This is a genomic window from Paenibacillus sp. H1-7 (assembly GCF_022354825.1).
Classification (GTDB): domain Bacteria; phylum Bacillota; class Bacilli; order Paenibacillales; family NBRC-103111; genus Paenibacillus_S.
Genome location: NZ_CP031168.1, coordinates 5446437 through 5465316 on the forward strand (window position 1 = coordinate 5446437; position 18880 = coordinate 5465316).

Annotated in this window: 16 protein-coding genes; 1 reads left to right on the forward strand and 15 read right to left on the reverse strand. The window is 50.3% G+C overall.

The features are described 5' to 3' along the window. Positions 1-92 precede the first annotated feature (92 nt). From DVH26_RS23835 to DVH26_RS23890, 12 genes are all read right to left on the reverse strand, one after another. Entirely contained in the window at positions 93-605 is a 513-nt protein-coding gene (locus DVH26_RS23835; protein WP_239626183.1) for an NUDIX hydrolase, read from the reverse strand. Between the two features lie 60 nt (positions 606-665). After that, positions 666-2495, reverse strand: coding sequence for an ABC transporter ATP-binding protein (locus DVH26_RS23840; RefSeq protein ID WP_239626185.1), 1830 nt, complete (start codon positions 2493-2495; stop codon positions 666-668). Positions 2496-2526: 31 nt separating this feature from the next. Beyond that, positions 2527-4272 (reverse strand): ABC transporter ATP-binding protein, encoded by a 1746-nt coding sequence (locus DVH26_RS23845; RefSeq protein ID WP_239626187.1) that lies wholly within the window; start codon positions 4270-4272, stop codon positions 2527-2529. 367 nt (positions 4273-4639) lie between these two features. Then, positions 4640-5065, reverse strand: coding sequence for a YkvA family protein (locus DVH26_RS23850; protein ID WP_239626189.1), 426 nt, complete (start codon positions 5063-5065; stop codon positions 4640-4642). A gap of 47 nt (positions 5066-5112) precedes the next feature. Continuing rightward, complete coding sequence (locus DVH26_RS23855) at positions 5113-5841, reverse strand: hypothetical protein (RefSeq protein ID WP_239626191.1); 729 nt, start codon at positions 5839-5841, stop codon at positions 5113-5115. 388 nt (positions 5842-6229) lie between these two features. Further along, positions 6230-7756, reverse strand: a complete 1527-nt coding sequence (locus DVH26_RS23860) for a dockerin (protein ID WP_239626193.1) — start codon at positions 7754-7756, stop codon at positions 6230-6232. A 540-nt stretch (positions 7757-8296) separates the two neighbouring features. After that, complete coding sequence (locus tag DVH26_RS23865) at positions 8297-9562, reverse strand: phytoene desaturase family protein (protein WP_239626195.1); 1266 nt, start codon at positions 9560-9562, stop codon at positions 8297-8299. 75 nt (positions 9563-9637) lie between these two features. Beyond that, on the reverse strand, positions 9638-10225 hold the full coding sequence (locus DVH26_RS23870) for a TetR/AcrR family transcriptional regulator (protein ID WP_239626198.1): 588 nt from the start codon (positions 10223-10225) through the stop codon (positions 9638-9640). Positions 10226-10415: 190 nt separating this feature from the next. Beyond that, positions 10416-11324, reverse strand: a complete 909-nt coding sequence (gene rocF / locus DVH26_RS23875; protein ID WP_239626200.1) for an arginase — start codon at positions 11322-11324, stop codon at positions 10416-10418. Between the two features lie 54 nt (positions 11325-11378). Continuing rightward, on the reverse strand, positions 11379-12308 hold the full coding sequence (locus DVH26_RS23880; protein WP_239626203.1) for a proline dehydrogenase family protein: 930 nt from the start codon (positions 12306-12308) through the stop codon (positions 11379-11381). A gap of 25 nt (positions 12309-12333) precedes the next feature. After that, positions 12334-13884, reverse strand: coding sequence for an L-glutamate gamma-semialdehyde dehydrogenase (pruA, locus tag DVH26_RS23885; RefSeq protein ID WP_239626204.1), 1551 nt, complete (start codon positions 13882-13884; stop codon positions 12334-12336). A 23-nt stretch (positions 13885-13907) separates the two neighbouring features. After that, the gene (locus tag DVH26_RS23890) at positions 13908-15101 is read right to left on the reverse strand and encodes an ornithine--oxo-acid transaminase (protein WP_239626207.1); all 1194 of its coding nucleotides are present in this window, start codon (positions 15099-15101) and stop codon (positions 13908-13910) included. Between the two features lie 357 nt (positions 15102-15458). Between DVH26_RS23890 and DVH26_RS23895 the strand changes: the two genes are divergently transcribed. After that, positions 15459-15716, forward strand: coding sequence for a YpbS family protein (locus tag DVH26_RS23895; protein WP_239626210.1), 258 nt, complete (start codon positions 15459-15461; stop codon positions 15714-15716). A gap of 88 nt (positions 15717-15804) precedes the next feature. Here the strand turns inward: DVH26_RS23895 and DVH26_RS23900 are convergent, their stop codons facing one another. The 3 genes from DVH26_RS23900 to fumC form a co-directional block, all read right to left on the reverse strand. Next, complete coding sequence (locus tag DVH26_RS23900) at positions 15805-16437, reverse strand: NUDIX hydrolase (RefSeq protein ID WP_239626212.1); 633 nt, start codon at positions 16435-16437, stop codon at positions 15805-15807. 71 nt (positions 16438-16508) lie between these two features. Next, entirely contained in the window at positions 16509-17186 is a 678-nt protein-coding gene (locus DVH26_RS23905) for a rhamnogalacturonan acetylesterase (protein ID WP_239626213.1), read from the reverse strand. Between the two features lie 260 nt (positions 17187-17446). Further along, positions 17447-18835 carry a class II fumarate hydratase gene (gene fumC / locus DVH26_RS23910; RefSeq protein ID WP_239626215.1) on the reverse strand — a complete coding sequence of 463 codons (1389 nt, stop codon included), beginning with the start codon at positions 18833-18835 and terminating at the stop codon, positions 17447-17449. Between the last annotated feature and the right edge of the window lie 45 nt (positions 18836-18880).

An 18880-nucleotide genomic window follows, 5' to 3' on the forward strand; every position in this document is an offset into this window, starting at 1 on the left:
AAAAGAAAAAGCCGCGCTGCAGCGCGACTCCTGAATCCTCTGACCGAAATTAGCTCCGGCAATGGCGGCCACGATCCAATTTATATACAGGGTCAAGATCTGCCGTCAGCAGGTTTCTCTTGCTCGAGCCATTTCAAATAATACAAGATGCCGGCCCGGTCCACACCTGAAAATTGCAGCGGATCCTCTTGGAACATGGATTGCAGCTCCGAGGTCCCGATCCACCGAGCGTTGGCCGCCCCGTCTCCATGCTCCACCAGTTCCCCCTCCGCTTCGCAGCGGAAATAATATCCGACCGAATCAATCGATCCATGAATGGTTTGATAAGCGGCAAAGGGCCGAATACATTCCACTTCGAACTCTGGATTTATCCCGACGGTATCAACGCGAGTCTCCTCCCCTTCAATAGTAACGACCGTCAGGCCGGTTTCTTCCATAACTTCCCGGCGTAATGCGGCCGTCAGCGATTCGAACGGCTCAATCCGGCCGCCCGGAAGCTCCCAGCGTACCGGCTCCCCCGGTTTAACTCGCTTTTGGATGACGATTTCCGTGCCTCCCCCTTTCCCATCTCTTTCGATAAAAGCCCTCGCATTGACAAAAAACATACGAATCCGCCTCCTAATGGATTGAATACAATTCTGACGCTCGTCATGAAGCGATTGTTCCTATATACTGCGGCTCTCTTGATACCACTGGGCTTGATCATGAAACAATGACGCATATTTGCCTCCCTTGGCAAGCAATTGCTTGTGATTGCCGTCCTCGATTAACCGTCCCTGATCAAGCACCAGAATCCGGTCGGCAAATCGCGCCCAACCCAGTCGATGCGATACGAATATCGCCGTTTTGCCTTGACGCAGCCGGTGGAACTGCTCAAAGATCTCGATCTCGCTGGCCGGGTCAATCGCCGCCGTCGGCTCGTCGAGCACAACCAGCTCGCTCTGTCTATACATCGCTCGTGCGATGGCGAGACGCTGCCACTGACCGCCGGAGAGCTCCCGCCCGCCTTCCACAACCTGCCCGAGCGGGGTGTCCAGCCCGCGGTCCGACTTATGGATCAGATCCTCCAAACCGCAAGCCTTAAGCAGCCGCAGGATTTCCTCGTCATCGAGCCTTCGAGTAAGATCACCCAGCGCTACATTGTCGCGCAAGGTGAACGGGTATCGCTCATGATCCTGAAACACGCTGCTCGTCCGCTGCCATATTTCACCGAGCTGTCCGTCCATTGAGGACAGATGGACACCGTTCCAGCTGACGCTTCCATGACTAGGCTCGTAAAATCCGAGCAAAAGCTTGAGGAACGTCGTTTTGCCGGAACCATTATCGCCGACGAGTGCGATAGCTTCACCAGCACGTATAGAAACCGTCACCTCGTCTAGTACGACATGTTCACGATTCGGATAGCCGAAAGTAACGTTATCGAACCTAATCTCCTTGAGATCACCTGGTATAGCTTCATAGTTCGCAGAGCGCTCCGGTCTCATTATCGGCGCTTGATCGTTCAGAAATTCAACCAGATCCTTCGCCTTCCCGCTCTGCATAATTAGCTTGCTTACGGGCCAAGACAAGCTAAGCATGACCCCCTGGGACTGGAATACCGCCTGAAACACAATGACGATGAGCCCCGCCGTCATCTGTCCTTGCTGCATAAACTGCATCATAGCAGCAAGACAGCCGAAAGCTCCGGCGATATGCAGAAGTGTGATCCATGTCCCCAGCTTGTTTTCTTCACGTCTCATGGCAAACCTTCGACGCCTCTGCTCCAGCGTTCTGCGGCTCCACTGCTCTATCAAGTAAGGTGCCGATCCGAACAGCTTCAACTCCTTCGATGTTCCTGCATCGGTAAGCTGTTGGAACCAATAATCCGATCTCCGGCCGTCCGTCGTCAGCTGCTTATCCTGTCGCCTTACGGCCAGCTCAATTTTCATCCGGTAATAAAATGCCGTGCCGTTGATCGCAAACAGGATTACGGATAGGATCCAGTGCGCTTGAGCTACCAGAATGACCATACCGGCGAACGAAGACAGCCGCTGTATGGCATCGACCCCGTTGCGGAGCATTCCGATCAGATCCTGCCCGGCAGCCGATTGTGCCCGGTGAAGACGATCATGGAATGCGGCTTGTTCGAAATTTGCTAGTGAAACGGAGGCTGCTGCCATATGAATTTCATGTTGAATTAAGCCTGCAGCCCGATGCTGGAGCACCTCGTCGGTCACCTTCCGCAGAGAGGCTGCTGCTGCCTGAAGCAGCATCGTTCCGAGGAACAACGATAGAGGCAGCCAAAGCGATCTTATATCCGGCAGGCCATTTCCGCCGGTTACTTTAACCACAACGGAGTCAATCATATGCTTCTGGGATGTCAGAAGCGGAAGCACTAGCAGGCCAGAGCATATCGGGATGGCAAGCCATAGAAGCGTGATGACCGGCATCTGTCTACCAATCCGGTACAATAATGCAATTATTCCATGCAATGCATGTTCGGGCTTGGACCCCACAAATGATGCCTCCCTTTCTTCCTCGTTGAGCTTATACATACCACGATGCTTGCATCCGGTACAATCGTTCGTATTCACCGCATTTTGCCATCAATTGATCGTGTGTTCCTTGCTCGATAAGCTCCCCTTGCCGCAATACGAGGATACGATCAGCCAACCAGGCTGCGCCCAATCGATGAGTGACAAGAAACGCCGTCCGCTCACCCGCAATGCGGAAGAAATCTTCCATCGCCGCTCTCTCGGCTTGAGGATCCAAGGCGGAGGTCGGCTCATCGAAGAACAGAACGCTGCCTTCCCTGATGTAAGCTCTCGCAGCAGCCAACCGCTGCCATTGCCCTCCAGACAGTTCTATGCCTCCGAACTCCGGTCCTATGTTCTCGTCCAGCTCCCACTGGGAGGCGTTTGCCTGCGCCAGTGCCCCTAATAGCTTCTCGTCGTCATTAAGCCGCCGGATGCTTCCTAGAGCCACCTGCTCCCTTACCGTCAAGCTCATTTTCGTGAAATCCTGCATCACCGCAGTGAAACGTTCGGCAGCCTCCGCTGCGGACAGCTTCGTTCCCGCTCTCGAATACCAGTCCACCGTTCCTGAATCAGGTGTGTACAACCCTGTCAGCAGCTTGACCAAGGTCGATTTGCCTGCGCCATTCTCACCTACGATGGCAACTTTTTCTCCCGCTTCAATATGAAAATGAACGTTATGAATGCTCTTCTGCCGGCTGCCTTCATAGGTGAACGATAACTGTCTGACAAGCACTGATTTCGGCAGCTTATCCATATGTAACGTTGAGCCTTCCTTAGAAAGAGGGACTCGCTCCCAAGCATGCTTTCCGGTATAAACAGGATCTTCGTCCAGCTGGACAAATTGCCGCAGCTCTCCCCAGCGTATCGTCTGCTGCTTAAACACCGCATATTGGTCCAATAGGCCCGGCCACATGCCTCCCAGCATGATTGCAATTTGCAGCAAAACAGCAATCTCACCGGCGGACTGTCCTTTTGCCGCAGATATGACGAGAACGATTGCCGCCAGCAAGCCGCTCACGAGGCTGACCACAAGCTCGGAAGGCGCCAGCATCAGCTGTTCCTTCTTCTTATGTGCAATCCATTGCAAGCCCGTTGCTTGATGCAAGCGCATCCATCTGGATTGCAGCTCCTCCGCCAGACCGAACAGCCGGATTTCTTTGGCAGACCGTCGCGAGGTCAAAATTCGGGATATATACTCTGCTGCAGTCCTTTGGGGAGTTTGCTGCCGATTCAGTTTTTCAACCGCTTGTGAAGTGTTATTCCGTAGAATGAATTGAATAGGAAGAAGGATGATGAACATCATGACAACCAGCCATTGTCCATACCAGCAAAGAATAGTAAGCAGGAGGATCATTTGAGGAGCTTGTAGCAGAAAGCCGATTCCGTTTAAAAAAAGCTGATCGGGAGCCACGTTCAAAGCGCGGGTACGAAGCTCTTTCAGCGACGGAGATTCCAGCCTCGCTAAGCTTAATTTTGAGCTTTTGACTAGAATGGCGTGCTCCACCTCGTATGCTCCGATTTCCATCAACCGGTTATACGATAACAGAGACGCGCGGCCAATTACCGCTTGCACTATCATGACGGCTGCCAGGAAGCAGGCGGTCATCACCAAGTCTTGGACTACAGCCCCTCCGCTCCACAGCTGAATCCGGTCAATGAGGCCTTTCATCAAAATCAATTGAGCAGGCATTAACAGCAGATTAACTACGTCGGCTATGGGCTTGACTTTGACCGGCTTCGGATCGGCTGCCGCCAAGAAGGAGGCCGTCTCTTTGAGATTTTGCAGGAGGCTATTAATATTCGCTTCACCTCTTCCCAGGGTTATTTTTCCAGAGAATATTTATAATATCATGAAAATGGAAAAGTTCAATCTTTTTTTAATGCCAATTGAACACGAAATTTCCCCCGGGTGTCCCCTTCCGTCATTGAACTCCTAAAATAAAAAAAACACCGCGTAAGTAAGCGGCGTTCCAAACCATAAATGGTCAGAGGTCTTTTAATGTTAGAAGCATCTTTTTAGCTGTCCCTCTTTATTTTTTCGCAGATTCTCTTCAGTCATGGATAATGAGAATGAGGGAGGCCATAGTTCTTAAGCACATCCCTCATCAATAGCGATATATATTCTACTCTTTACTTGCCGCTGCTTCGTTAATACCTTTTTTCACTTCAAGTACCTCATTCTCAACATCTGCAATATCATTATCATCGGCGCTAATTGTACCGAACCAGTCCTCCATTTTTTTCAGAGCCTTTGCACGTACATCCTTGTTAATGTAAGAGGCGACTTGTCCGATTGCAAGCAACAATGCCGCTAAATCATCACCAAATCCGGCAACAGGAATAAAATCAGGAACCAAATCAACCGGTAAAATGAGATAACCTAGTGCAGAGTAAATGGTAATCTTCGCTTTAAGTGGTGTTGCTGGATTTTCTAGTGCATAGTAGGCTAATAAAGCGGTATAGACAACCTTTTTCCCTGCTTTTGCTGCATGTTTCTTTAACTTCTCCCAAAATGATTCCTCAGAAAAATGCTGATCGTACTTTTCCATGACCTACCCCCTAGCAAGAATGATGGGTCTGTATGTTGTTACATCCCTCACAGTTTCGGCAGTTTACTGTTGCTCCTATAGCCTGCCTTATGTGCCTGATTAATAGCATCAATAAGCCCGCTTGTATACGTATCAACGTTTATTTTCCCATTCAACAATGCTGTTTTTTTATAGTTCTCCGAGAAATACAAAGTATCATCTTGCTCATTGGCTAGATAATATTGTCGTTCAGAATCAACTGTACGGCTTCTTACTTTTGTGTTCAGAATTCGTTTTGATCTTCCTAGCCTTGCACCTTCATGAATGCCGATTCCCCAAACTTCCTGACTGGTATTATCCAGGACCTCATACCCTACAACGACTTCAGCGTCCCTACTGTCTGTTAAAATCAATGTTTTGAGAAAAGAGCAATCCGACTGCGGTTTGTATTCTCTTTTATCGGAGATGGCGGAGTGGTTTTTTTTACCAGCAGGCTCCTTCTTAATTCCCTTGCCGACATTATCAGCAGCACGATTTTCTTTTATGTTCTGTTGCGAGAGTTTTTCCAGCAGCTCTTCTTGCATTTGTTGCTTCATTCTTTGTAGTTCATCAGACATTTTTTTAGTTAGCTTCTGTTCTAAGTTCTCTTGGGGATCCTGTGTACTTCCAGTAACCTGTTTTATTGTAGGAGCTTTTCTCCGTTTTACCTTTTTCCTAGTACGTTTGGGTTTCGTTAAAGAATGAATAGTCTCTCGTATCCCCTGCAAGATCGATTTCTTTTTTCGCTTCCTTGGCAATATCCTCCCTCCTTACAACATGATAACGCAAATTACTCGTTTAAAGGAACCACTGCGAGATAAAGGTGATGAAATCAGCCAGCTTAAAGAGCAATTCCAGCTAACATCGAGTACTCCAACAGAAAATACAGTCAATGAGGATTATAAAACTCTTTTGCAAATCCTTCAACGAGCAAGACAAATTGGCAATTCCTCATTTATTTATTTGGTTAAAGAGCGTTTGAGTCCAAATTCGTTCCATTAAACTGCGATGCCGCGGCTTGACATGAAGACTCTGCGGGCATGATTGTCGGCGATGCGGCATCAACATCCCATTGTCAACTTTTCTCTATAAATAAAAAGGCGTAATCTCAGCTTTTTCGCCAAGATTGCGCCTTTATCCTGCTTGTTACTTTCCTTTTTTGGGAGAAAGCTTCACGGTGTTGGATGGGAATGCATGAACGGTTAGATCATTGATATAATATTCTATATTTGTATAGCCCTCACCCAAGTAATCTCCCCTTGATTCCAGGGTACCGTCGGATGCATAGGCACTGTTTGGATTAAGCCCTCTAGCCCTCTCCCAATCATCAGGCATACCGTCTCCATCCGTATCCGTTGGTGCGCCGGTCAACACGGCTTCAGGATACTTATACTGAACGCCAGTCTCAATACTATATTTATCAAGTTCTGCTTTTTGTTCATCCGAAGCATCCGAATAAGGTCTTGCACCTGTAAGCGAACCTTGTCCCGTCCTCGTTTCATGAACTACCTGCTTGTCAATATCCGTCCTTTGGTTCGCACTAACCGCTGCACCAGCATAATGCAGCACATGGTTGTAGGAACCCTCCGAGCTCTCCGCATAGACAGCTGTAGAAACATTGACACCGTTTACAGTCATTTCAAATGGCACATCAGAACGGGTATTTTCTTCCGTCTTTCCGGAGCCGTATTTCATCCCTGTCCAGTTATCGGAGGTAAACGTGCTGTAATCGGTATTGTCCCTATTAAGAAAACGATTTCCCTTTAGATAAATAGAATAGTTTTCAGGACTTGTTCCGCTATCGCCAACACTTAAATAATTAAAGCCGCCTTTGGTTGAAGCCCCCATTTTTAACGTATTATTTACGTAGTTTACATGTCCAAGAGTACCATATGCCGTTTGATATCCCCAATTGTAGATAACGTTATTGGTAAAATCGATCGGATTGGTTCCTACCACTTTTCCTCTAAAGTTTCGGGATACATTGTGAACGATTAGATTATGATGCCACGAAGCATTAGCCCGGCCTAGCATAACCCCAAACCCGTGAATCCCTTTAGAATGGTATGAAAATGAATTGGATGGACCGATGATGGAATACTGTACCGTGTAGTTATCATTTTTGGAATAAAGACCCCATTGTTCGTCGTTTGCCCAACCAATTGAAACATGGTCTACAATAGAGTTACTACCGTTTGAACCTCCAAATGCATCATAATCGCTCGCAACTCCTCTTTCACCAGGCCTTGAGCTGATAAAGCGAAGAATAATATTATCACCGCCAAGACCGATTTTATAGTTTTTCAAAGTGATTCCTGCTCCGCCGGGTGCTGTCTGTCCTGCTACCGTCACGTTTGATTTGACTACTACATCGCTTTTTAATTCAATGGTTCCTCCTACCTTAAAAACAACGATTCTATTAGATGTGCCAACTGCATCTCTAAATGAGCCTGGACCGCTATCGTTAAGGTTAGTAACGTAAACTACATCGCCCCCGCGTCCGCCTGTTGCGAATTTACCCCCACCTTCTGCACCAGGAAAGGCAACCATATTGCTTGCAGCTGCCTCAGCATGGACATTGCCGCCACTCGACCAGAACAACGATAATGAAGCCGTTAAGAGAACGGACATTGCGCATACCTTTTTCATTCGTGCCTTGTTTCGTTTAATCATTACTACATCCTCCTTTACATTCATAAAGTTTTTTGCAAGAATCCCATGATGAACGAAGCCGGCAGTATTGTGCTCGAACACAATGCTTCCGGTTGGCTGACTTTCCTCCACTTTTGTGTAGTAACCGCTTACACGACTTTAATTATACCAATATGTTCAAATGAATTATGGGGGACGTACCTCTTTGTTATAGGGGTGTTACTTTATTTTTCATTAACGCCGAACCAAAAAGATGTTACCAGAGAACCCCTGCGCATGCAGCAATCGAGGCAACGATCAACAAATTGATAAACATGCTCATTTTCGATGCTTCAATTCTGCGTCCCGTTCGACGTGCGGATGTAGAGTGATCCTACCATATTAGCGGCTAACCCGATCCCATTCATGAAATAACTGATTTCCGCTGGGCTAAAATGTTTTGAGACGGAACGGGTGAGCACACTGTATCCAGCAAATATGACACATGCCAAAAGTAACAAGAGAATGCCGGTTATTTTGGAAGATACCGTTGCTGCTCCCTCTCATACGGCCTGAGCTGATTTAAGCATGGCGCAGAACTTCCTCTGCAGCCAACTTGCTGCTTGCCATCGCCGCATCAGCAAGCCGTCCTTCCGATCCGACCCAGTCACCGGCGACAAACAAACCTGGAACCTCCAGAACTGCAGGGTTGGGTGCCGGACCCGCTCCATGATGGTGTATCGTACGTGAATCGTGAGCGACGAGGACATTAGGGGAGAAGCGTATGGAAACCACTTCCTTATCCCAGCCTGGCTCCAGAAGCTCCAGGAAATCAATCAGCTCCTTCTCGTCTGATTTCGGATTACTTGCATATTCATTATCGTTGTACTTCATCACATGCAGCACGTGAGCACCGTTGTCGCTCAGTTTAACGGCACCTGAATGCTTGGAGTAATAGAGAGGCTTATCTAGCCCGAGTGCGAACACTCGCTCAGGATACGGCATATTCCTCAACGCTACGTCCAAGCATGCAGCATATAATGGACGTGATTCTGCTCGCCATCTGCTTATCGACATTGCTTCCGCATCTGGAACCAGACGATATACTTCGTGCGGTCCTACTGCTGCGATAATGGAGGATACCTTGATTACTGTCCCATCCGATAGTTTCAGGGCATTTACGCTACCGTTCTTTAGCATTATTTGCTCGGCCATATAGCCGGTAACTATAGTCGCGCCGGCTTTCTTAGCAGCATCGCGCAGATCATTGATAACGATCTGCCAGCCCCCCTCCACATAGTGAACACCGCGACCGGCAAGCTGGCCTTGCTTGATTGCAAAGCCTGCACTTAATACGCTCATGTCATCGCAATAGGACCATTGCCGGCACATTACGTGAAAGAGCAGTCGTACCCGCTCGTGACGAATATGGTTTACAGCCCAATCCTGAAGGCTGATCGATTGTACGGACTCTGTATCGATTTGGCCTAATCCGCTCATTAGGCTGCTCCATTCCGCATTTTCCTCAAGGGATAAACCGGCGGGAACTTCCAATACGCTTCCGTTTATAATCCCGCTCATACCGCTCTTAGATGCGTATCCACCCTTCGGAAGACAGCCGAGCTCGCTCAAAATACGCAGCGCCGCTCCCCCCTCATACATAGCATGAGGACCTAGGTTGAATAGCGCACCGTTCATTTTCGTCGTTTGGGCGAGTCCGCCGAGCTGGTTTTCTTTCTCCAAGACGACAACGGATTTTCCAGCCCTCGCCAAAATAACAGCTGCCGTCAGCCCTGCAAGACCACCGCCGATCACTGCAGCTTCATACCTATTTTTTTCAATTGTCATATCTAGCATCCTCCTTAAATTTTGCTCAAACCCACCGACTGTCAGTACTTACTGTCATTATGAGTTTAAAAATAGCTAGGGGGTTAAAGCCCTAGCGAAGATCTTGACACTCTCTTGCATGAACGGTTCCAGCGTGATACCCGGATAGTTCTTACCTGCGTTTAAATCGTTGATGAACGCTCCGAATTGCGACATCATGAAAGTATATGCCTGCAGCCTCGGATTTGTACGAATGATCTTCCCCTTCTCACCCATGGCAATGAAGTAATCGGTCAGAAACTCCAGTAGCTGCAGCGGGTGTTGTTGAGTCCGTTCCTTGAATCCGGGCAAGTGGGACTCATCCTTATCGCCGATCTGAATCAGCTTCCGGTTTCGGTTCATGATCTCGTGATATGTCCTGCATACAGTCAGCAGATCCTCCTCAAGCTCCCACACGATCTTTTCCTCGAAAAGCTTCTTCATTTCTGCAGCATAGTGAAATCTGTCCAATGCGGCTTCCAAAAGCTTTTGCTTGCTGCCGAAGTGGCGGAACAACGTCTTTTCACTTAATCCCGCTTCTGCGGCAATCTCCTGTGTGGTGACGCCATTGTATCCATGCTCCGAGATCAGATTGATCGCAGCTATTAACAGCCTGTCACTACTCCCCAACTTGCTGATGTCCATTTACAATTACCTCTCTTGCAGCAAATGTTGAAGCAAATGTCTGTCAGTGGTTACTGACATTAATATATGCCAATATGATCCGTTTGTCAAGCAGAAGAATAGCTTGACTCCATAAAAAAGCCGCGATTTACGTCGCGGTTTGGAATGATATCAATTTCTTGTAACTCATCTTCCTCTACGGCTTAAGCCCTTACTTCTGTCCGAACAAAGCGCAAATCAGCTCGACAGCGGCTGTCGCCGTTCGGCTGCGAAGATCCAGCGCCGGATTTACTTCTACGATATCCGCGCTGACAACCGTCCCCGATTCACCCAGCACCGCCATCGCTTGCTTGGCGTCCTGAAGCCGGATACCGCCCGACACCGGCGTTCCCACGCCCGGAGCATCGGAAGGGTCCAGACCGTCCATATCCAGACTGAGATGGACGCCTTCCGTTCCATTGGAAGCAAGCTCCAATGCACACCGAACGACTTCTTCAATGCCGAGCCGATTCACGTCTCGGGAGGAAAAGTACCGGATGCCCAACCGCCGGATCAAATCCTCTTCTCCAGCATCCAACGATCGGGTCCCGATGAGTGCGACATGCTCCGGACGTATTTTGGGCTGGCGGCCTCCCAGGCGCGTAAGGGAAGGATGCCCGTACCCGAGTGCTGCTGCAAGCGACATTCCGTGGACATTGCCCGAGGGAGTCGTTTGAATAGTATTCAAATCCCCGTGGGCATCGAACCAAATGACTCCGATGCGCCGATGCCGCGCGGACCCGGCGATCGTTCCCACAGCCAAGCTGTGGTCTCCCCCAATCGCAAGCGGAAAGCGTCCGTTGGCTGCGGAAGCAGCAACCATCCGGTTTAAGCGCCGATTGATTCGGACGATATCGAGCAGATGCTTTGCTTTCTCGCTGTCTATGGCGCTCGTATCCATATCGACTCCGTCCGCCGGCGCATTTCCCAGATCTTTGACTTCATACCCTGCCTGCCGTAATCGGGCTGTCAGCTCAGCGCAGCGGACGGCATCCGGCCCCATCCGGCATCCTTTGCAGCCTGCCCCAAGATCCAACGGAACGCCAATCACGTCGATTGGCCTATGGATTGATTTTATCACAGTATCCACTCTCCTTTGCTTTTGCCGGTCTAGATGAGGAGGATCCGTGATCAATCACCTGCGCAGCATGCCTTTTAATACGAATAGTAAATTGGCCGGTCTTTCCGCTATGCGTCTAGTAAAGTACGGGTACCACTGGCGGCCGAAAGGGGTGTACACACGGACGCGATAGCCTTGCTTGACCAGTTCCAGCTGCAGCTTGGAAGAAATGCCGTACAGCATCTGAAACTCGAAGCTGTCCTTGGAGAAGCTCCGTCTGTCGGCAAAAGCCTTCAGCTCTTCAATTATCCGCGGATCATGCGTAGCGATAGCCGTATAATGGCCGTCGGTCATGTGGCTTTTCACAAGGGCGACATATTGGCGGTCCACCTCTTTTTTATGAGGATAGGCGATAGTGGCCCCCTCCTTGTAGGCTCCTTTCACGATCCTTACATTGGCGTCAAGCTTCCCCATATCGGCCAGATCAGAAGGAGACCTATACAAATAAGCCTGGATCACCGTACCGACGTGCTGCTTCCCAAACCGGCTTACCAGTGCATGAGTCATCCGCAGCGTTTCATCGGTTAACGTGGAATCCTCCATATCGATACGGACGAAATTCCGGTAATACTTAGCTGCTCCAACAATACGCTCCATATGCTTCATACTTACGGCAGGATCGATCCGGCATCCCAATTGGGTAAGCTTGACGGAGACATTCGCTTGCAGCCCGTTGTCATGTATCGTGCGAAGCATGGCGATAATTTGTAAGGCGGCTTCCTCGGCCAAAGCCGGATCCAGCACGCTTTCTCCGAGATAATCTAAAGTGACGGCCAGTCCTTGGCCGTTCATCTCCTTGATTTTTCCCAGCACATCCACCAATGTTTCCGCAGCAACGAATCGGCTTACCCCTATTCGCATTCCATGCTTCCGAAATAAAGATTCGATCAGCTTCCGCTCCGACAAACGGAGCACGGCACGCCGAAACAGCGCGTTCATCCTCATGATACCGGCCTCCTTAGACAACGTATCAGAGAAGCTCCGAAATCAGCTTGGGTTGCGTAAATAAGAATAAATAATCCGGCCCCCCCGCCTTGGAGTCGGTACCCGACATGTTGAAGCCTCCGAACGGATGCACCCCGACGATCGCCCCGGTACATTTGCGGTTAATGTACAAATTGCCAGCATGAAATTCAGACTTAACCCTGGCTATATGCTCTCTATTATTCGAATAAAACGAGCCGGTCAAGCCGTAATCCGTCATATTGGCGATGGCAAGCCCTTGTTCGAGATCGGAGCAAGCGGTAAAGGCCACGACAGGCCCGAATATTTCCTCCTGCATGATCCGTGAATCCGGAGCGGCGTCCGCTATAATCGTCGGCTCAATAAAATAGCCCGGCAAGGTCAGAGCGCGGCCCCCAGCGACAATACGACCTTCCTGGCGGCCGATCTCGATGTATTCCATGATTTTATCAAACGATGCTTGATCGATGACCGGACCGGTATAGCAGCTCGCATCCCGGACGTCCCCCACCTTCAGCTCGTTAGTAAGCTCTACGCACCGGCTCAGGACTTGATCATACACATCCTGATGGATGATGGCTCTTGAGCAGGCGGAGCATTTTTGCCCCGAATAGCCGAAGGCGGATGCAACGATTCCTCTCGCCGCCTCCTCCAGATCCGCATCCTGATCGACCAGGATACAGTCCTTGCCGCCCATTTCACCGACGAATCGCTTCAGCCATATTTGCCCGGGCGCTACTTTGGCGGAACGCTCGTAGATACGAATTCCTACCTCACGGGAGCCGGTGAACGAAACGAATCTCGTCTGTGGATGATCGACCAAATAGTCCCCGATTTCGCTCCCGCTCCCCGGAACAAGATTGATTACCCCGGGCGGCAAGCCGCTATCGGCTGCAAGCTCAACAAATTTGGCTGCAATCACCGGCGTTTGGCTGGACGGCTTCAGCACGACCGTATTGCCGGCGACGACTGCAGCCATAGTCATTCCTGCCATGATCGCAAGCGGGAAATTCCATGGCGGGATAATAACTCCTACCCCCAACGGGATATAATGCAGCTCATTGTGCTCCTGCGGAATGGATACAAGCTCCTTGCGTCCTCTTCCCGCAAGCTCTATCATTTGGCGAGCATAATATTCCAGAAAATCGATGGCTTCCGCCGTGTCCGCATCCGCCTCCACCCGGCTTTTGCCGGCTTCGAGCATTAACCACGCATTGAATTCGTGCTTGCGCTTTCTCAGCGATGCAGCGGCCTTGAGCAAATACTCCGAACGCTGTTCCGCCGGCACCCGAGACCAAGTCTTATAGGCTCCGGCAGCGCTGCGGATCGCCTTGTCAGCCAAGCTGCGGTCGGCTTTGGACACTTTGCCGATGATCTCCTCTTTATTCGACGGATTATATGAAGTAATCGTTGCTTCCCTATGCAATATGGCGGAGCCGATTCGAAGCGGATAATGACGGCCAAGCTGCGCCTCGACGCTTCGCAGCGCTTCATCCAGCCTTGCGGCCTCCACAGGGTTGGAAAAATCCGTTAACGGTTCAGGAGAGTAAGGTTTCATACGGCTCACTCCTTTTCATTTGCTTACTGCAGAACTGCCTTGATTTTACCTATCGCCCAATCCGCTTGGTCTTGGGTGAGAATAAGCGGAGGCGCCAGCCGTAGGGTGGTCGAGTGTGTCTCTTTCGTAAGCAAGCCGAGATTCATCAACCGCTCGCAATACGGTCTGGCGTCCTCCGCAAGCTCGATGCCGATGAAGAGCCCTTTGCCTCGTATGTCCACTACCAGTGGACTCTGCAGCTCGGCTTGCAGCTTATTCAGAACGTAAGCCCCCATCTCGCGCGAACGTTCGATCATCTTTTCCTCCTCGAGCACCTTAAGCGACGCAATGGCCACGGCACAGGCAAGAGGGTTGCCGCCAAACGTGGAGCCGTGGGAACCGGGATCGAACAGCTGCATCAGCTCCTTATTGGCCGCGATGCCGGATACGGGGAGTATACCTCCGCCCAATGCTTTGCCTAGAATATACACATCGGGGACAACGGACTCCCAATCGCAGGCAAACCATTGACCGGTACGGCCGAGCCCGGTTTGGATTTCATCGGCGACAAGGAGCACCTGATGCTGCCTGCACAGGTCCGACGCCTCCTTCAAATACCCGTCATGCGGGATTCGGATTCCCGCTTCCCCTTGAATCGGTTCGAGCAGGAAAGCCGCCGTATTCGGTTGGATCGCCCGCTTCAACGCCTCGATATCGCCGAATGGGATTACCGTGAACCCGGGAGTAAACGGACCGAAATGATGACGATACTCCGACGAGCTGGACATAGACGTAGCCGTTACGGTTCTCCCGTGAAAGTTTCCCTCGCATACGATAATCTCTGCCTGATGGTCCGGAATCCCCTTCACCTCATACGCCCACCGTCGTGCGAGCTTGATAGAAGTTTCCACCGCTTCCGCACCGGTGTTCATAGGCAGAAAGCAATCTTTTCCGGTCAAGCACGATAGAAGCTCCAGCAAATCCCCCATTCGATCGTTATAAAAGGCCCGGGACGTTAAAGTCACCTTATCGGCTTGTTGTTTTAAAGCGCGCACGATTTTGGGATGGCGGTGTCCTTGATTCAAGGCGGAATAGCCGCTAAGCATATCCATATACCGTTTGCCCGACACATCCCAAACCCAAACTCCTTCCGCCTGCGAGATTACTATCGGCAGAGGATGATAGTTGTGCGCTCCATATTTGTCTGTCTTGCGAATAATTTCTTGACTTCTTCTCATGGACAAGGCTGCACCTCGCTTCCGGATTGCCGGAGCCGGACTCCGGTAACCGTATTTCAGGAACACTTGGCTTTTGAGATCGATAAATAAATTGAATTTTCAGATAAATAGAAAGACAGTGTGCTTATACCTATCCTATGTTTAGCCTATGCAGATGGGTTGGGCTCAAGCCCGGTTTTCTATAAATCCGCGGACTCCGTTGCTTATCGCCTGTCCCCGGTCCGGAAGCATGACTTCGTCTGAACACGCTAGCAGAGGCTTGAACTCGTAACTCTTGCTTGACCGCACTATACGTAGTATGATATCTACCATCGACTATAGTCTGAACGAATGAACGAGGATAAAGGAGCCCGACCCATGAGCGTACATGAAGCCATAACCGCACATACCCGTAAAATGCATTCTCATCTGGAGCAATTCCAGCTGCTGGACGAACAACGTGAAGCAGCCATAGATCAAGCGATTGCCCAATGCAAATCCGGACAGCCCTTCACCGTTGAGGTGATCAACCGGATTACCGCCAGCATCAACGAGCATGCCAAGCACGGCATTTCTCCGACAAGACCTTACGTCACCGAGGACATGGTCCGTGATCATGTCAACCGTACAGTTTAAGCCGATCCATGCGGCTGACAGCCAAAAAAAAGCTTCGAACGAAAGACACTGTCTTCTTTCGCTCAAAGCTTTTTCTTTTTTATTTCCATTAGCCTTCCAGCTTCTCAACGCCTCGCAGCACGAGCTCATAATATGCTGCCCCATGTGGAACGAAATCGGAATATGTGAACGTTCGCTCTACAGGCTGTAATACCCCATTCTTATCCGGTTCTACGCCAGCCGCTTGAATGACGAGCTGCCCTTCTCCCCGTGCGAGCCGATTGACATCGTTCAATGCAATACGGTACAAGCCGGTAACTTCGTCTTCCTGAAGTCGGTATTCGTGAAGCGGCTTATCCTCCCGAAGGACGAATACATGGCACAGCTCTCTGTCCGTTTTATCCGCGGCTATAAACTGCTCTTCGCGATACAGACCGCATGGAATGAGACTGTCGAAGGTAACCGCCAGACCAAGCTCCTCCTCGAGCTCCCTGACGCCGTCCTCCACCTTCTCGCCTGCGAGCAAATGGCCTGCGCATGAAATATCCAGTAGGCTTGGGAACGTATCCTTGTCCGGATGCCGCATCTGAAACAGCAGCCACTTATCGCCAAACAACTCGCTTACTATCCAGCACTGGAAGGTTTGATGCCATAATCCATGGGCATGTACTTCCCGTCGGGCTGCGGTCCCGATTTTGTTCATTTGGTCGTCGAAAATATCAAATTGCTCTTCCTGATTCATCCTGTGCAGCCCCTTACGCTTCGTATGTACTACTATCATTGTATCAGAAAAGCTGGGGCGCAGCTTCCACTTTATTTCAACAAGCAGCGGGACAAATCGATGTTCAGATCACAGATTCCTTCCGCAACCAGCAGAGCGACTTCTTGAGCCCCTTTATCGGTAAAATGCGTGCAGTCCGTTCCATTATGCGAAATCATGAACAGCTCCTTCGTCTTATCGTAGCCAAGCTCGTCCCATCTCTGCAAGCTTCTGGACATCAAATCCAGCAATAAGACCCGCTCTTCCTCCGCCACCTGCTTCATCGCATCGCAATAATCGGGAAAATCGTTCAAGAAACGGCCGTCTTCGTAATGCAGGCGTGCTACGGGCGTGATAAGCAAGGGCGTTGCTTTCCGCTCTCGCGCCCCATCGATATACAGTTTCAAATAATGCTTGTATTCCGTAAAAGGCTCCGTGTTCCGCTCCGGCTTGCTAACGGTCGAATCGTTATGGCCCATCTGGATCCATAAATAATCATTCTCCCGGATGTCTTCCAAAATGACGGCCAATCGCCCTTCGGCAACGAACGATTTGGAGCTTCTGCCTCCTATCGCCTTGTTGATAAAGCTGACTTGCTCGTTAAAGGAACGGGCGATATATTGTCCCCAGCCTGCCATCGGCGCGGATTCCTGTTGATATGTCTGAACGGTGGAGTCTCCCGCCAAATAGATATTCCATCTTCCTGCTTCGATTTTGCGCATCGTGTTCATCCCCCATGAATTGCCTTCCCTATCCATCCGGCATCTATTATTATACACTACTAGAATAACGGTTCGGTCCTTTTGGGACAATGGTGTTATTTGAATCCATATGAATATTTGAAACTCAGACCGTGAATCTTGGCGAGATTCTCTGAATGGCATGAGAATCCATGTTCTAACTGTGACCCACGCGGAGCGGTCCGAATAGCACAAAAAAGGCTCTGCCGTCGATATCCATCGGACGACACAGCCTTTATCTCCTGCTCTGATTACTCTTGCGGGCTTACCATATGCTCCGGACGGACGAATTGGTCGAACTGCTCCGCAGACAAAAATCCGCTTTGAATCGCCGCTTCCTTCAAGGTAAGATGCTCTTTGTGAGCCAGCTTGGCGATGATAGCCGCCTTCTCATACCCGATGTGCGGATTTAACGCGGTGACCAGCATTAACGACTCTTGCAGGTACCGGTTAATCACTTCCCGGTTCGGCTCAATTCCTACGGCGCAATGATCGTTGAACGACACCATAACGTCAGCAAGCAGCCGTGATGACTGCAGGAAGTTATGGATCAGCACCGGCTTGAATACGTTCAGCTCGAAATTGCCCTGGCTTGCCGCGAAGCCTATCACCGCATCGTTGCCCATGACCTGGCAGGCAACCATCGTCATAGCCTCGCTCTGCGTCGGATTCACTTTGCCCGGCATAATGGAGCTGCCAGGCTCATTCTCAGGGATCACCAGCTCCCCGATGCCGCACCGCGGCCCGCTCGCGAGCCATCGAACGTCATTGGCGATTTTCATCAAATCGGCCGCCAATGCTTTCAACGCCCCATGTACGAACACAACCTGGTCATGGCTTGTCAATGCATGGAACTTGTTCGCTGCAGAGACGAACGTTATGCCGGTCTCCTTACTGATCTCCTCGGCCACCTTATCGCCGAATTGCGGGTGGGCGTTCAAGCCCGTACCAACCGCCGTGCCGCCGATCGCCAGCTCCTTCATCGTATCTACACTGCCTGTGATCATTTGCTCCGTCTTTTCCAGCATAGCCCACCAGCCGCTGATTTCCTGCCCCAATGTCAACGGAGTCGCATCCTGCAGGTGGGTGCGGCCGATTTTGATGATGTCGGCGAACTGCTCCATTTTGGAGCGCATAGTTCCTTTCAGCTTGGCAAGCGCCGGCAGCAAATGATTTTCGACAGCGAGAACGCCTGCGATATGAAGCGCCGTAGGAAACGTGTCGTTAGAGCTTTGCGAACGGTTGACGTCGTCGTTCGGATGCACTTTTTTCTCGATCCCTTTGCCTTCCAGAAGCTGATTGGCGCGGTGCGCAATCACTTCATTTACATTCATATTAGACTGCGTGCCGCTTCCGGTCTGCCATACGACCAATGGAAATTCATCGTCCCATTGGCCCGTCAAAATTTCATCGGCCGCCGCCTGGATAGCCGCTGCTTTATCCGGATCCAGCTTGCCCAGATCCTTATTGGCTTGGGCTGCTGATTTCTTTAATATGGCAAAGGCTCTGATGACCTCCATCGGCATCCGTTCCGAGCCGATTCTGAAGTTTTCGCTGCTGCGCTGGGTTTGCGCTCCCCACAGCCTATCGGCCGGAACTTGAATTTCCCCCATCGTATCCCGCTCTACTCTGTATTTCATAAGTACGGCACCTCCTTTTTCTACCTTTGGTATTTTACCCAATTT

What these genes read in the sequence shown, in the direction of transcription:
- DVH26_RS23835 (WP_239626183.1), bottom strand. Translation starts at nt 605, where the DNA reads ATGTTTTTTGTCAATGCGAGGGCTTTTATCGAAAGAGATGGGAAAGGG.
- DVH26_RS23850 (WP_239626189.1), bottom strand. Translation starts at nt 5,065, where the DNA reads ATGGAAAAGTACGATCAGCATTTTTCTGAGGAATCATTTTGGGAGAAG.
- DVH26_RS23860 (WP_239626193.1), bottom strand. Translation starts at nt 7,756, where the DNA reads ATGATTAAACGAAACAAGGCACGAATGAAAAAGGTATGCGCAATGTCC.
- DVH26_RS23865 (WP_239626195.1), bottom strand. Translation starts at nt 9,562, where the DNA reads ATGACAATTGAAAAAAATAGGTATGAAGCTGCAGTGATCGGCGGTGGT.
- DVH26_RS23870 (WP_239626198.1), bottom strand. Translation starts at nt 10,225, where the DNA reads ATGGACATCAGCAAGTTGGGGAGTAGTGACAGGCTGTTAATAGCTGCG.
- DVH26_RS23880 (WP_239626203.1), bottom strand. Translation starts at nt 12,308, where the DNA reads ATGAGGATGAACGCGCTGTTTCGGCGTGCCGTGCTCCGTTTGTCGGAG.
- pruA (WP_239626204.1), bottom strand. Translation starts at nt 13,884, where the DNA reads ATGAAACCTTACTCTCCTGAACCGTTAACGGATTTTTCCAACCCTGTG.
- DVH26_RS23890 (WP_239626207.1), bottom strand. Translation starts at nt 15,101, where the DNA reads ATGAGAAGAAGTCAAGAAATTATTCGCAAGACAGACAAATATGGAGCG.
- DVH26_RS23895 (WP_239626210.1), top strand. Translation starts at nt 15,459, where the DNA reads ATGAGCGTACATGAAGCCATAACCGCACATACCCGTAAAATGCATTCT.
- DVH26_RS23900 (WP_239626212.1), bottom strand. Translation starts at nt 16,437, where the DNA reads ATGAATCAGGAAGAGCAATTTGATATTTTCGACGACCAAATGAACAAA.
- DVH26_RS23905 (WP_239626213.1), bottom strand. Translation starts at nt 17,186, where the DNA reads ATGAACACGATGCGCAAAATCGAAGCAGGAAGATGGAATATCTATTTG.
- fumC (WP_239626215.1), bottom strand. Translation starts at nt 18,835, where the DNA reads ATGAAATACAGAGTAGAGCGGGATACGATGGGGGAAATTCAAGTTCCG.